At 35.3% G+C, this 14,668-nt stretch carries 14 protein-coding genes; all 14 read left to right on the plus strand.

Annotated elements, in window-relative coordinates; all coding sequences use genetic code 11:
* Positions 1-45: 45 nt before the first annotated feature.
* Positions 46-528 (plus strand): DUF2231 domain-containing protein, encoded by a 483-nt coding sequence (locus tag K5R64_RS04740; RefSeq protein WP_220761421.1) that lies wholly within the window; start codon positions 46-48, stop codon positions 526-528.
* Between the two features lie 448 nt (positions 529-976).
* Complete coding sequence (gene hisG / locus K5R64_RS04745) at positions 977-1,834, plus strand: ATP phosphoribosyltransferase (RefSeq protein ID WP_220761424.1); 858 nt, start codon at positions 977-979, stop codon at positions 1,832-1,834.
* Between the two features lie 99 nt (positions 1,835-1,933).
* Positions 1,934-3,226: a histidinol dehydrogenase gene (hisD, locus tag K5R64_RS04750; RefSeq protein ID WP_220761426.1), complete on the plus strand. Its 1,293-nt coding sequence runs from the start codon at positions 1,934-1,936 to the stop codon at positions 3,224-3,226.
* Positions 3,216-4,265 (plus strand): histidinol-phosphate transaminase, encoded by a 1,050-nt coding sequence (gene hisC / locus K5R64_RS04755; protein WP_220761427.1) that lies wholly within the window; start codon positions 3,216-3,218, stop codon positions 4,263-4,265. Before hisD ends, hisC begins: the two co-directional genes overlap by 11 nt.
* 80 nt (positions 4,266-4,345) lie before the next feature.
* Complete coding sequence (locus tag K5R64_RS04760; protein WP_220761428.1) at positions 4,346-4,957, plus strand: hypothetical protein; 612 nt, start codon at positions 4,346-4,348, stop codon at positions 4,955-4,957.
* A gap of 54 nt (positions 4,958-5,011) precedes the next feature.
* Positions 5,012-6,148 carry a bifunctional histidinol-phosphatase/imidazoleglycerol-phosphate dehydratase HisB gene (gene hisB / locus K5R64_RS04765; RefSeq protein ID WP_220761429.1) on the plus strand — a complete coding sequence of 379 codons (1,137 nt, stop codon included), beginning with the start codon at positions 5,012-5,014 and terminating at the stop codon, positions 6,146-6,148.
* A 78-nt stretch (positions 6,149-6,226) separates the two neighbouring features.
* Positions 6,227-6,820 carry an imidazole glycerol phosphate synthase subunit HisH gene (gene hisH, locus K5R64_RS04770; protein ID WP_220761430.1) on the plus strand — a complete coding sequence of 198 codons (594 nt, stop codon included), beginning with the start codon at positions 6,227-6,229 and terminating at the stop codon, positions 6,818-6,820.
* A 7-nt stretch (positions 6,821-6,827) separates the two neighbouring features.
* Positions 6,828-7,550 (plus strand): 1-(5-phosphoribosyl)-5-[(5-phosphoribosylamino)methylideneamino]imidazole-4-carboxamide isomerase, encoded by a 723-nt coding sequence (gene hisA / locus K5R64_RS04775; RefSeq protein ID WP_220761431.1) that lies wholly within the window; start codon positions 6,828-6,830, stop codon positions 7,548-7,550.
* A 101-nt stretch (positions 7,551-7,651) separates the two neighbouring features.
* Positions 7,652-8,407 (plus strand): imidazole glycerol phosphate synthase subunit HisF, encoded by a 756-nt coding sequence (gene hisF, locus K5R64_RS04780; RefSeq protein WP_220761432.1) that lies wholly within the window; start codon positions 7,652-7,654, stop codon positions 8,405-8,407.
* Positions 8,408-8,445: 38 nt separating this feature from the next.
* Positions 8,446-9,045, plus strand: coding sequence for a bifunctional phosphoribosyl-AMP cyclohydrolase/phosphoribosyl-ATP diphosphatase HisIE (gene hisIE / locus K5R64_RS04785; protein ID WP_220761433.1), 600 nt, complete (start codon positions 8,446-8,448; stop codon positions 9,043-9,045).
* Between the two features lie 127 nt (positions 9,046-9,172).
* Positions 9,173-10,306, plus strand: a complete 1,134-nt coding sequence (locus K5R64_RS04790) for an alpha/beta hydrolase (protein WP_220761434.1) — start codon at positions 9,173-9,175, stop codon at positions 10,304-10,306.
* Between the two features lie 9 nt (positions 10,307-10,315).
* Positions 10,316-11,737 (plus strand): M17 family metallopeptidase, encoded by a 1,422-nt coding sequence (locus K5R64_RS04795; protein ID WP_220761436.1) that lies wholly within the window; start codon positions 10,316-10,318, stop codon positions 11,735-11,737.
* Between the two features lie 3 nt (positions 11,738-11,740).
* On the plus strand, positions 11,741-12,952 hold the full coding sequence (locus tag K5R64_RS04800; RefSeq protein ID WP_220761438.1) for an acetyl-CoA carboxylase biotin carboxylase subunit family protein: 1,212 nt from the start codon (positions 11,741-11,743) through the stop codon (positions 12,950-12,952).
* A 24-nt stretch (positions 12,953-12,976) separates the two neighbouring features.
* On the plus strand, positions 12,977-14,632 hold the full coding sequence (locus K5R64_RS04805; protein WP_220761440.1) for a M1 family metallopeptidase: 1,656 nt from the start codon (positions 12,977-12,979) through the stop codon (positions 14,630-14,632).
* The last annotated feature ends 36 nt before the right edge of the window (positions 14,633-14,668 follow it).

The raw sequence follows: 14,668 nt of genomic DNA on the forward strand, positions 1-14,668 counted from the left end.
AAAATAAAATGATTAATAGAAACAAGATAAATTAAAACGCTATTTATGAACGACGCACATTTGCACCTTATGGTAAATCATTTTCCAATTGTGGGATTGATTTTTGGTTTTGGAATATTAATTTCAGGATTGTATTTTCGAAATAATGGTATTAAAAACACAGCCTATTCGCTATTTGTAGTGGCAGCTATTACAGCTTTTTTGAGTATGGCCACAGGAGAAGGTGCAGAGGAAATAGTGGAAGACATGCCTAATATAGGACACCATATCATCCACGAACACGAAGAGTATGCTGAAAAGTTTGCTTTGATTTTATATGCTTTGGGATTGTTGTCACTTTATGGTTTTTATCTGAATGTAAAAACACATACCAGAGCGCGATTGATATCGATAATTGTGTTGGTCATGGCGGGTATCGGGCTTGTTTTTGCGTTACAAACAGGAACTTCTGGAGGCGAAATCAGACATACTGAGATACGTGAGGTAAATCCAGAGACCATTCCTGTGCATACCCCAGATGGAGATTAACAGTTAAAGTTTTTTAAATATAAATCATATACGTTTGTTTTAAACTATATTAAGAAAGAGCATTTAAGTCGGTTCTCGTCCTTTTGTTGAAGCTGAGGTGTAGATTTATCTAATTTTTCTAAACTGAGCTGCTAAGGTGTTTTAATCTTACTGATTCGTGAATTCGTGGCAACCTTTTTTTATTTTAAAATGAAATAAAAAATTGCTTTATATTTAAAATAAAAAGTATATTTGCAATCGAAATTAAAGATAGTTCAATTTTACAAAATATGTTATCAAATCAAGTACATCATCATCATTCTCACAATTGCTCTCAAGCGATGTGTTAATGGTATGCGTGTAAGTCATCATATTAATAAACCCGTTTGAGTACATCAAACGGGTTTTTCATTGTGTGTTAAGTCCTTTGTACTCAAACACATTCAATAAAACATAAAAAAACAAAACAATGAGTACTTTAAAAATTGCAATTCAAAAATCAGGTAGATTAAACGAAGATAGTATTCAAATCCTTAAAGATGCAGGGATTTCTATCAACAATGGTATTGATCAGTTAAAGGCTGAAGCTTCTAATTTTCCGTTAGAAGTTTTGTATTTGAGAAACTCTGATATTCCTCAATATTTGATTGATGGAGTAGTAGATATCGCTATTGTAGGTGATAATTTATTGGTTGAAAAAGGGAAAAACATTGAAGTGATTCAAAAATTAGGTTTTTCTAAATGTAAAGTTTCGGTTGCTGTGCCTAAATCATTTGAATACAATTCAATAAAAGATTTAGACGGTCTGCGTGTTGCTACTTCTTATCCTAATACCGTAATAGATTTTTGCAATGCTCACGGCGTGACAGTTGATATTCACCAAATTTCAGGTTCTGTTGAAATTGCTCCAAATATCGGTTTGGCAGATGCTATCGTGGATATTGTTTCAAGCGGAAGTACGTTGTTTAAAAACAATTTGAAAGAGGTAGAAGTTATCCTTAAAAGTGAAGCAGTTTTAGCGGTTTCTCCAAAGGTAACTCCTGAAACTCAAAAAATCATTGACACTTTAAAATTCAGAATTGAGTCAGTTTTAAGAGCTCGTAAATCAAAATACATTTTGATGAACGTTCCTAATGATAAAATTGAAGCAGTGAGCAGTATTCTTCCTGTTTTAAAAAGTGCGACCGTGATGCCACTAGCACAAGAAGGTTGGAGTAGTGTGCACACAGTGATTGACAAAGACACTTTCTGGGAAGTAATTGACCAATTGAAAGAAGCTGGTGCCGAAGGAATTTTGGTTTGTCCAATTGAGAAAATGGTACTTTAAATCCCACCCAACCCTCCCAAAGGGAGGGCTTTTGAAATAAATAATTTTAACGACCTAGCTCCCCTCTCCTTTGGAGAGGGGCTGGGGGAGAGGAAAAAGATGAACAAAATATACAATCCAGCACCGGACACTTGGACTTCAATTTTAGAAAGACCAACGAAAACGGTTAATGATATCGAAGGAACAGTAAAAGAAATTTTTGCTGCGGTTCAAAAAGTTGGGGATTTGGCTGTAGCCAAATATACTACGCAATTTGACGGTGTGAGTTTTGAGAACATCGAAGTAACGACTGCCGAAATTGAAACAGCAGTTGCTAGTTTGCCAACGGATTTAAAAGAAGCGATTGCTTTGGCAAAAGCCAATGTTGAAAGCTTTCACCAAGCGCAAAAAACAACACGCGTTTCTGTAGAAACTGCCGAAGGCGTGCAATGTTGGCAAGAAAAACGACCAATTCAAAAAGTAGGTTTGTACATTCCAGGCGGAACAGCGCCTTTGTTTTCGACAGTATTAATGCTAGCAGTTCCTGCTAAAATAGCAGGTTGTAGCGAAATCGTATTGTGTTCGCCTCCTGATAAAAACGGAAATATCAATCCTGCGATTTTATATGCTGCCAATTTGTGTGGGGTGACTAAAATCATCAAAGTAGGTGGAATCCAAGCAATTGCCGGAATGACATTTGGTACACATGCGATTCCTAAAGTCTATAAAATTTTCGGACCTGGAAACCAATATGTAACGGTGGCGAAACAATTAGCAACGCAATTTGGAGTGGCGATTGATATGCCTGCTGGACCTTCTGAATTGCTAGTTGTGGCTGATGATACGGCTGTTCCTACTTTTGTAGCTTCGGATTTGTTAAGTCAAGCGGAACACGGAACGGATAGTCAAGTGATTTTAGTTTCGACTTCTAAAGCCATGATGGATGCTGTGGAAAGCGAAATTCAATCCCAATTAGAAGTGTTACCAAGAAAAGCCATTGCTGAAAAAGCCATTGCTAATTCGAAATTGATATTTGTCGAAAACGATAAAATTGCTTTGAACTTAATCAATGAATACGGACCAGAACACTTTATTGTTTGTACGGCTGACAATGATTTTTATGTAGATGGAATCCAAAATGCAGGTTCGGTTTTTATAGGAAACTATACGCCCGAAAGTGCTGGTGATTACGCCTCAGGAACCAATCATACCTTGCCAACGAATGGTTATGCAAAGAACTATAGCGGTGTGAACTTAGATAGTTTTATGAAGTCAATGACCTTTCAAAAAATCTCTGAAAAGGGAATTCAGAATATCGGTACTGCTATTGAATTGATGGCCGAAGCTGAAGGGTTACAAGCACACAAAAATGCAGTTACATTACGTTTAAAAGCGATTGAAAATGAAAAATAATTTCGATATAAATAATTTAGTTCGTGCGAATGTGAAGGTTTTGAAACCGTATTCCTCAGCACGTGATGAGTTTGAAGATTTTGATACTGCCAACATGATTTTCTTGGATGCTAATGAAAATCCGTATGAAAATGGTGTGAATCGTTATCCTGATCCACAACAAAGCAGTGTGAAAGCAGTTTTGGCGCAAAATAAAGGTTTGAATACCAATCAAATTCTACTAGGAAACGGAAGTGATGAAGTATTGGATTTATTGTTCAGAGCGTTTTGTGAGCCTAAAGAAGACAATGTTATCAGTTTGCCACCAACTTACGGGATGTATGGTGTTTTGGCTAATATCAATAATGTAGAACACAAAGAAATCGTGCTTTCTGAAAGTTTTCAACCCAAAGTAGAAGCTATTTTAGAAGCGGTTACACCGAATACGAAAATCATTTTTTTGTGTTCGCCAAACAACCCAACCGGGAATTCGTTTACCGAAGAAAGTGTAACGACTATTTTAGAAAAATTCAATGGTTTTGTGGTGATTGATGAAGCTTATATTGACTTTTCAGACAAAGCGAGTTGGTTAGCCAAATTAGACCAATACCCCAATTTAATCATCACACAAACGCTTTCTAAAGCCTATGGTTTAGCAGGAATTCGTTTGGGAATTTGTTATGGTTCTGCTGAAGTAATTGCGGTTTTGAATAAAATCAAACCACCGTATAACGTTAACGAACTAACGCAACAAAGAGCTTTAGAACGATTGAAAGATCAAGCTAAAATTGATAACGAAATCACTTCTATTATAGCGCAAAGAGAATCTTTACTTAAAGTTTTAAATGAAGTATCTTTTGTAGAGAAAATTTATCCTTCTGAAGCTAATTTTATTTTGGCAAAAGTAGATGATGCCAACAAACGTTATGATGAATTGATTGCCAAAGGAATCGTGATTCGTAACAGAACGACGCAACCTTTATGTGAAAACTGTTTGCGTTTTACTATTGGAACGGAAGAAGAGAATAAGAAGTTGATGGAGGCTTTGAAGAATATTTAATCTAACCCTATCAGGGTTTTAAACCCTGATAGGGTTGTTTATAGGATAGAATTAATTTATTTTAATTTATGCTTTAAAAAATGGAAGTAAAACAGCCTATTGAACATGGTAATTACTATCATATCTACAACAGAGGTAATAATGGAATTGATATTTTTTTATCAGTCGATAATTACAACCATTTTTTAAAACTATATGCTAAATACATTGAACCTATTGCTGAAACTTTTGCTTGGTGTTTGTTGAAAAATCATTTTCATGTTTTAGTGAGAATCAAAGAACAGAATGAAATTGTAAATGAGGAGTTAAGCTACACAACAACCGAAAACCCTAAGGTAATTAATCCTTCAAGGCAGTTTTCGCATTTGTTTAACGCTTATACACAAGCAGTAAATAAAAGGTATAATAGAACTGGAAGTTTATTTGAAACTACCTTTGAAAGAAAGTTAGTTACATCAGAGCGTTATTTTAAACAACTTATTTTTTATATTCATAACAATCCTGTTCATCATGGCTTTGTAATAGATATGAATTCATATCCTTGGTCGTCTTACGGAACAATTATTTCAGATAAGCCCACAAAGCTTAAAAGAAATGAGACAATTGAAATGTATGGTGATATAGAAAATTTTATTTGTTATCATAGCGAAAAGCAAAATTTAAATGATATTATTGATTTGATTATTGAATAAAAACTATTCACCCTGTCAGGGTTTCAAACCCTGACAGGGTTAAAATTAAAATAAATGAAAAAAGTACTTTTTATCGATCGTGATGGAACGATTGTTTTAGAACCAGAAGGATATCAATTAGACAGCTTGGATAAATTAGAGTTTTATCCAAAAGCGTTTCAATATTTGGCAAAAATTGCTACCGAATTGGATTATGAACTAGCAATGGTGACTAATCAAGACGGATTAGGAACCGATTCTTTTCCGGAAGATACTTTCTGGCCTACACAAAATTTCATTTTGAGAGCGTTCCAAAACGAAGGAGTGCTTTTTGATGATATTTTTATCGACCGTTCGTTTCCAGAGGACAATGCACCAACACGTAAGCCGAGAACAGGAATGTTAACCAAATACATCGATAATCCAAACTACGATTTGGCGAACTCATTTGTACTTGGCGACAGACTTACCGATGTGGAATTGGCAAAGAATTTAGGTGCTAAAGCCATTTTCTTAAACACCACTGACGGAGCAGGCAGCAATGAAATCAGTGCGAAAAGAGAAGAATTGGATGCTGTAATCGCGTTACAATCTACCGATTGGAAACAAATCTATGAGTTCTTGAAATTAGAAGAGCGCACGGCTTCTATCACCAGAAAAACACACGAAACAGATATTTATATCAAATTGAACCTTGACGGAACTGGAAAAAGCAATATCGATACGGGAATTGCTTTCTTCGACCATATGTTGGACCAAATTTCGCGTCACGGACAAATGGATTTGGATATCAAAGTAAAAGGCGATTTGGAAGTGGACGAACACCACACGATTGAAGATACTGCGATTGCTTTGGGTGAAGTTTATGCTAAAGCACTAGGAAATAAATTAGGAATTGAGCGTTACGGTTTCTGTTTGCCAATGGACGATTGCTTAGCACAAGTAGCGATTGATTTTGGAGGTAGAAACTGGCTGATTTGGGAAACCGAATTTAAACGTGAAATGGTAGGAAAGATGCCAACAGAGATGTTTTTCCACTTTTTCAAATCCTTCTCTGATGGTGCGAAAGCAAACATTAACATCAAAGCCGAAGGCGATAACGAACATCACAAGATTGAGGCGATTTTTAAAGCTTTTGCGAAAGCAATAAAAGTTGCGGTAAAACGTGACACAGAGAAAATGATATTGCCATCAACGAAAGGGATGCTATAAAAATAGTTTAAAGTTTAATGTTTAAAGGTTTCGTGCTAACTTTAAACATTAAACTTTAAACCTTTAAACAAAATAAAAGTGAAAATAGTTATCATAAATTACGGAGCAGGAAACATTCAAAGTATTCTATTTGCCATAGAAAGATTAGGTTTTACTGCTGTGTTGACTAATAATCCAGCCGAAATCAAAGCGGCAGACAAAGTGATCTTTCCAGGAGTGGGAGAGGCGAGTTACGCGATGAAGATGCTGAAAGAAAGCGGACTGGATACTTTGATTCCAACATTAACCCAACCTGTTTTAGGAATTTGCTTAGGAATGCAATTGATGTGCAAACATACCCAAGAAGGTAATACTGATGGATTAGGGATTTTTGATGTGGATGTCGTTAAGTTTACACCTAAAGTTAAAGTGCCACAAATGGGATGGAATACCATTTACAATCTAAAATCGGGTTTGTTTAAGGATGTAGCTGAAAACGAATATATGTATTTGGTACACAGTTTTTATGCGCCTATTTGCAAAGAAACCATTGCCACTACGGATTATGAAGTGGAGTATTCATCGGCTTTGGAAAATAAAAATTTCTTCGGCACGCAATTTCACCCTGAAAAAAGTGGTGATGTGGGCGAACAAATTTTGAAAAACTTCTTACTACTAACTTCTAACTTCTAACTTAATCATGAGAATAATACCAGCTATAGACATCATCGACGGAAAATGCGTGCGTTTATCTAAAGGCGATTACAATACTAAAATTATTTACAACGAAAATCCATTGGAAGTAGCCAAGGAATTCGAAGCCCACGGAATCGAGTATTTGCATTTAGTAGATTTAGATGGAGCCAAGTCTAGCAAGATTGTAAACCATAAAATTTTGGAACAAATTGCTACTAAAACCAGTTTGAAAATTGATTTTGGCGGAGGTTTAAAAGCGGATTCCGATTTGAAGATTGCTTTTGAAAGTGGTGCAAACCAAATTACAGGTGGAAGTATTGCGGTGAAAAACCGTGACGTTTTTGAGCAATGGATTGCGAAATTTGGAGCCGATAAAATTATTTTAGGGGCTGATGCGAATAATGAAAAAGTAGCCGTTTCAGGATGGTTAGAAGAATCGAACGAAGATTTAGTACCTTTTATTCAAAACTATCAGTCAAAAGGTATAGAATACGTAATTTGTACCGATATTGCTAAAGATGGAATGTTAGAAGGACCAAGTTTTGATTTGTATTCTAAAATATTGAGTCAAGCCAAAGGATTAAAATTAATCGCTTCGGGTGGAATTTCAACTTTTGATGAATTACCAAAATTAGCTGAAATAGGTTGCGAAGGAACGATTATCGGGAAAGCGATATATGAAGGAAGAATTTCGTTGAAACAACTTGAGAATTTTATAATACGATAGATTATTTCACAAAGATGCGCAAAGAAAACACAAAGTTCTCAAAGAATTTTAGTGCATCTCTGCGAGAGCTTTGTGAATCTCTGTGTAATAACAATATAAAGATGCTTACAAAAAGAATAATTCCTTGTTTGGATATAAAAAATGGTCGTACCGTTAAAGGCGTAAATTTCGTAGATTTACGAGATGCAGGTGATCCTGTGGAATTGGCCAAAATCTATTCCGATGAAGGTGCGGATGAATTGGTGTTTTTGGATATTTCGGCAACGGAAGAAAGAAGAAGAACCTTAGTGGATTTGGTTCGAAAAGTAGCGGCTACGATTAATATTCCGTTTACTGTAGGAGGTGGAATTTCGGCTGTGGAAGATGTGGAAGTCTTGTTGCAAAACGGAGCAGATAAGGTTTCTATTAATTCTTCGGCGGTAAAAAATCCGCAGTTGATTAATGATTTGGCACAGAAATTTGGAAGCCAATGTGTGGTGGTCGCTATTGATGCCAAACAAATTGATGGCGAATGGATGGTGCATTTGGTAGGCGGAAAAGTACCTACTGATATCAAGTTATTTGATTGGGCACAAGAAGTGGAGCAAAGAGGTGCAGGAGAAATTTTGTTTACATCGATGAACCACGACGGAACCAAAAATGGGTTTGCAAATGAAGCTTTGGCACATTTGTCAAGTTTAGTCAATATTCCGATTATTGCTTCGGGAGGAGCAGGGAATATGCAGCATTTTGCTGATACATTTATCAATGGAAAAGCAGACGCTGCTTTGGCAGCCAGCGTTTTTCATTTCAAGGAAATCGAAATTAAGACTTTGAAAAAAGAGTTAAAAAATAATAATATAGAAGTTAGAATTTAAATCGTAATACTTAATTCCAACTGCTTAATACAAATAAAATGAACATAGATTTTTCAAGATTGGCTCACGGATTAATTCCAGCCATTATTCAAGATAGCGAAACTAAAAATGTATTGATGTTAGGCTACATGAATAAAGAGTCCTATAAAAAAACAGTAGAAACAGGGAAAGTAACCTTTTTCAGTCGTTCGAAGCAAAGACTTTGGACAAAAGGGGAGGAAAGCGGTAATTTTTTGAATGTAGTTTCAATTAAGAATGATTGTGATGAAGATACGCTTTTGATTCAAGCCAAACCTGTGGGCCCAACTTGTCATACAGGTGCTGATACTTGTTGGCAAGAGCCAAACAAAGCTAACTACGGTTTTATATCTGATTTGGAAGCGACAATACAATCCAGAATTGAAAATGCGGATTCTGAAAAAAGCTATGTGGCTTCACTTTTTGCAAAAGGAATCAATAAAGTGGCTCAAAAAGTAGGAGAAGAAGCGGTAGAAGTTGTCATTGAAGCCAAAGATAATAATGATGAATTGTTTTTGAGCGAAAGTGCCGATTTGTTGTTTCATTATTTAATGCTTTTGCAAGCCAAAGGATTTAAACTTAACGATGTTATTGATGTTTTAAAAAGCCGTCAGAAATAGATAAAAGTTTTCATTTAGATACTTTAAACCCAATAGTTTTAAATTTAACTATTGGGTTTTCTTGTTTTTAGTTCAAAAAACTATCTTTGTTAGCATAGATGAAATACCTTCACAATTTTAATAAATAATGGAATCTGATAATACCACAATAGATTACAAAGCGCAAGATAAAACCCATAAAAAAAGTCTTTCCATCCTGTTGACTACTGATGAAATCGATGGTCGTCCTATTTATATAGCAGGAAATTTTAACAATTGGAATACCCAAGACTCTAATTATATCTTAAAACAAATAGGAGAAAATACGTATTGTTACGAATTTAACCTAGATTTTACATACCCAGAACCACTTTTGTATAAATTTACTAAAGGAGATTGGAGTGCGGTTGAAATTGGTGAACATGAGGAAATTACCCCCAACCGTTCCACCTATTTAAAATCTGGGGTACAAAGGGAATATGTACCTAAATGGAGGAGGAATTGGTTGCCATTTAAGCCTAATTTTTTACCACAAGTGGTTTTGCTTTCGGATGAGTTCGAAATTCCGCAATTAAAAACGACTCGTAAAGTATGGGCTTTATTACCACATGATTATGATGATTCAGAGGAACGTTATCCAGTAATGTATTTGCAAGATGCTCAAAATTTATTTAATGAAAATGCACTTTATGGCAACTGGGAAATTGATAAAAAGTTGGCTGTAATGGCTGAGTATCAAATTGGCAAAATTATAATTATAGCTATCGAACATGCCGATGATGATCGAATAAAGGAATACAGTGTTGGTAAAACGGTTTTAGGAAAAGGACAAGGAAAAAAATACATTAAGTTTTTGACAGAAACATTAAAACCTTATGTGGACGAAAATTTTAGAACCAAGCCCGATAGAAAAAATACAGGTATCGGTGGAAGTTCTATGGGAGGATTGATAAGTATTTTTAGTGGGTTAAAGCGACCTGAAATTTTTGGAAAACTAATGATTTTTTCACCTTCGCTATGGGTAGTTCCTAAACTTAAAATTGATGTGGAAGTCGAAAATGCAGAGGATACAAAAATCTACTTGTATGCAGGAGGTGAAGAGAGTGAGCAAATGGTGGAACAAGTTCAAAAGTTTAGAGAACGTGTTATTAACAGTCAGTTTGTCAAAGATAAAATGAAAATTAATTTGAGTATTAATAAGCTAGGTACACATAACGAAACCTACTGGAGTGACGAATTTCCAAAAGCCATCGAATGGTTATTTTTTAGTACTAAAGATTAAATTGAGAATATGAAAACAAAACAAGTGGTTGATTTAAATGGGTTTACGGGTGTAGTGATGGTGCCGGTATATGAAACAGAACAAGCAGTAGTAACATTTGACAATGTTTCGATTCCGAGTAAAATTTTCAATGGGAAAAAAGACACGCAATACCTTTTAGTTCAAAACGATTCGGTTTTTATATTTGTAGGCATCGGTAAAAAGATTGATTATAAAAATCTTAAAACAATTTTTCGTCGAATAGCTAAAAATAACACTACTTATTTTGAAAAAAACAGTACTTTGGTTATTCCCCTTGAAGCTAGCGAACATGATGTAGAAGCCATGGTTTCGGGGTTGCTTTTAGGAACGTATGATCTAGGACATTTCAAAAATAACATCCCGCATCCTTTTTTACAATCGGATTTTGAATTACAATTTTTAAGTACACAAGATTATACTTCTACTGTCAATAGAGCAATAAAAATCGCAAAGGCGCAATTGGAAACATTGGCTTTGGTCGATTTACCTCCTAATACAGTTAATCCAAAATATTTGTCGCAATGGGCTCAGGAAAAAGGAGCAAAATTTGGTTTTGATGTCAAAATATTGGGTCGGGATGCTTGCGAAATTGAATATATGGGAGCTTTTTTAGCCGTGGGTAAAGGGAGTGAAAATGAACCTCAATTTATCATCATGAGTTATGAGCCTCAGGGCAATACAACTCCGTTGCCACACATTGGTTTAGTAGGGAAAGGAATCACATTTGATACTGGCGGTTTAAATATTAAAACAGCGGGTATGTTGCACATGAAATGTGATATGGCAGGTGGTGCAGCAATATTAGGAACAATGCAATTGATTGCTGATTTACAATTACCAGTTCAGGTTACAGCGATAGTTCCCTGCGCGGAAAATGCTGTTGATGCTAAATCTTTTTATCCAAGTGATGTGATTACAAGTTATAGCGGTAAAACTATTGAAATTGTTGATACAGATGCTGAAGGACGATTGGTTTTAGCGGATGGATTATCTTATTTGATTAAAAATTATCAACCCGATTATATCGTAGATGTAGCTACTTTAACAGGAAGTGCTGTAGGTACTTTTGGGTACGAATGTGCTGCTTTATTTACGAATAACGTGGAGATGTCTCAAAAAATTCAACTTGCGGGCGATGCAGTAGGAGAACGAGTTTGGCCATTGCCTTTATGGGATGAATACAAGTCGGATATTGAAAGTGACATTGCTGATGTAATGAACTTTAGTGGAAAACCTGTAGCTGGAGCCATTAGTGCGGCCAAATTTTTAGAGTTTTTTACAAACGAACATAAGGCTTGGGCACATTTGGATATTGCAGGTGTTGCTTTTGGAGATGGTGAGTTTGCAAAAACCAAACATGCTAGCGCTTATGGGGTTCATTTATTGACTAAATTCATTGAAAACATATAAACTATGCCACAATCTAAAACCTTCATTTGTATTTCAAATTATTTTAAAGGAACAGATTTTATATCACATCTACATCAATTAGGAAATACAGTTTACTTGGTAACAAGTGAGAAAATGAAGGACAAACCTTGGCCAGCTACAATAGAAGAAATTTTCTATATGCCAGGTCAGGATGTCGATTGGAATTTAGAGGATTTATTGTTAGGCATAAGTACTTTAATGAAATCAAAAAAAATTGATGCAATTGTAGCGCTTGATGATTTTGATGTAGAAAAAGCGACTTATTTACGTGAAAACCTTCGTATTGAAGGCATGGGGCAAACCACAGGCAGGTATTTTCGAGATAAATTAGCCATGCGGATGCGAGCTAAAAGTTGCGGTATTTCAATTCCAGCTTTTGTTTCGTTGTTTAACGACCAGGATATTAACATTTTTTTGGATTCAAAACCAGCGCCTTGGGTTTTAAAACCACGTTCTGAAGCTTCATCACTGGGAATAGTAAAATTATATGACAAGGAAACAGCTTGGAATACAATTCACGCTATGGATAATAACCGGTTCAAATACCTTTTGGAAGAGTTTATTCCTGGAGCGGTATTTCATTGTGATAGTTTGATAAAAGATAAAACAGTTTTGTTTAGTTTGACATCGCAATATTTAGCGACTCCATTAGAAATTGCGCAAGGAGGTGGAATTTTTAGAAGTGCTACCATCACTAGAAATTCTGATGATGATAAGACCATTAGGCTTATGAACGAGCAAGTAATCCATGGTTTTGGATTGAAGCATGGGGTATCTCATACAGAGTTTATTAAATCAAAAGAAACAGGCGAAATTTATTTTCTAGAAACATCGTCAAGGGTAGGAGGTGCATATTTGGCCGAAATGGTGGCGGCTGCATCAGGAATCAATTTATGGAAAGAATGGGCTGCCATTGAAAATGCGTTGGTCAAAAACATTGCCTATCAATTACCTGATTTAAGTGAAGAGCATGCTGGGATTGTTTTGACGTTGGCAAACGAACAATTTCCGAATTTATCTTCTTTTTCAGATTCCGAAATTATATTTATTGTCCCTTTGGAATACCATGCAGGGTTGATTGTAAAATCACCCAGTCAGCAACGCATTCAATTTCTTCTAGACGATTATGCTTATCGCTTAACCAATGGTTTTTCTGCTATTGGTATTCCTAAAAAAATAGCTAAATTGCATTGATAGTCGCTATAATGATGTCTTTCTATGAAAAATATTTTGGTTTTTCCAGCTCTTCTATTTTTTGTTGTCAATGGATTACTTGCACAAAAAAAACACTCCCAAAATGAGTTTCAATTCACTTCACAAGATAGTTTACGAGGGAGTATTACAAAAGAAAGAAGTTGGTGGGATGTCCAAAAATATGATTTAAAATTAAGGATTAATCCTGTTGACAGTACTATCATTGGTTCAAATGATATACGTTATTTAGTTTTAAATCATCACACTACTCTTCAGATTGATTTGCAAGAGCCATTGCGAATTACCAAAGTTTTACAGGACGGGAAATCGTTGCCATTTAAAAGAAATGGTTCTGTTTTTTTAATTGATTTACAAAAGAAACAACTGAAAGGAACGACTAATACTCTAACAGTTTGTTATGAAGGCAAACCCAAATCAGCTATACGAGCGCCGTGGGATGGAGGTATCGTTTGGAAAAAGGATGCTAATGGAACCCCTTTTATTTCCTCTTCCTGTCAAGGCATAGGGGCGAGTATTTGGTGGCCTAATAAAGATCATTTGTATGATGAAGTTGCAAGTATGACAGTAAGTTTGACCGTTCCTAGAGGGTTGGTCGCTGTTTCTAATGGAAAATTAACCAACACACATACGCTGAATGAGGATACTGTAACGTATGACTGGGCAGTGGAGAATCCAATTAATAATTATGGGGTACATTTTTCGGTAGGCGATTATGTATCTTTTTCCGAAAACTATCAGGGGGAAAAAGGGATTTTAAATTGTACTTATTATGTATTAAAACCTAATTTAGAAAAAGCCCAAAAACATTTTAAAGACGTTTTTAGGATGTTAAAAGCATTCGAATATTGGTTTGGACCATATCCTTTTTATCAAGATGGTTATAAATTAGTTGAAAGCCCTTTTTTAGGCATGGAACATCAAAGTGCTATTAGCTACGGCAATGGATATAAAATGGGATACAGAGGCAACGATTTAAGTGGGACCGGATGGGGATTAAATTTTGATTTTATCATTATTCATGAATCGGCTCATGAGTGGTTTGGGAATAGTATTACCAATCAAGACCGAGCGGATATGTGGATTCATGAAAGTTTTGCCAGCTATGCCGAAAGTTTATTTCTAGAATATTATTATGGAAAAGAAGCTGGATTTGAATACGTGAAAGGGACACGTATGAACGTGGTCAATGATAGAACTAGTATTGGGATTTATGGTGTTAATCATCAAGGTTCTGGGGATATGTATTTTAAAGGTGCAAATATGTTGCATACCCTAAGGCAGTTTGTAAATGACGATAAAAAATGGAGGCAGATTTTACGGAATTTGAATTCAAAATTTTTTCACCAAACTGTTACAACACAACAAGTGGAAACTTATTTATCCCAATCAGTAGGGCGCAATCTAACTTCTGTTTTTAATCAGTATTTAAGAGATGTGCGAATTCCTACATGGGAATATAGAATAGAAAATAACAAACTTTGGTACCGATGGGGGACTTGTATTTCAGGATTCGATATGCCTGTGAAGGTTTTTATTGGCAACAAAATCAAGTGGTTGAAACCAACTGAAAAATGGAAATGTGAAGTGATTCCTTCAGAATGGGTCAAAATCAAAATTGATAACAATTTTTATATAAACGAAAAACAAATTAGAAATTAAAATTGACTAATTTTACCTAGTTATTGCAAAATCAAT

This window comes from Flavobacterium sp. UMI-01 (genome assembly GCF_019656315.1).
Lineage (GTDB): Bacteria > Bacteroidota > Bacteroidia > Flavobacteriales > Flavobacteriaceae > Flavobacterium.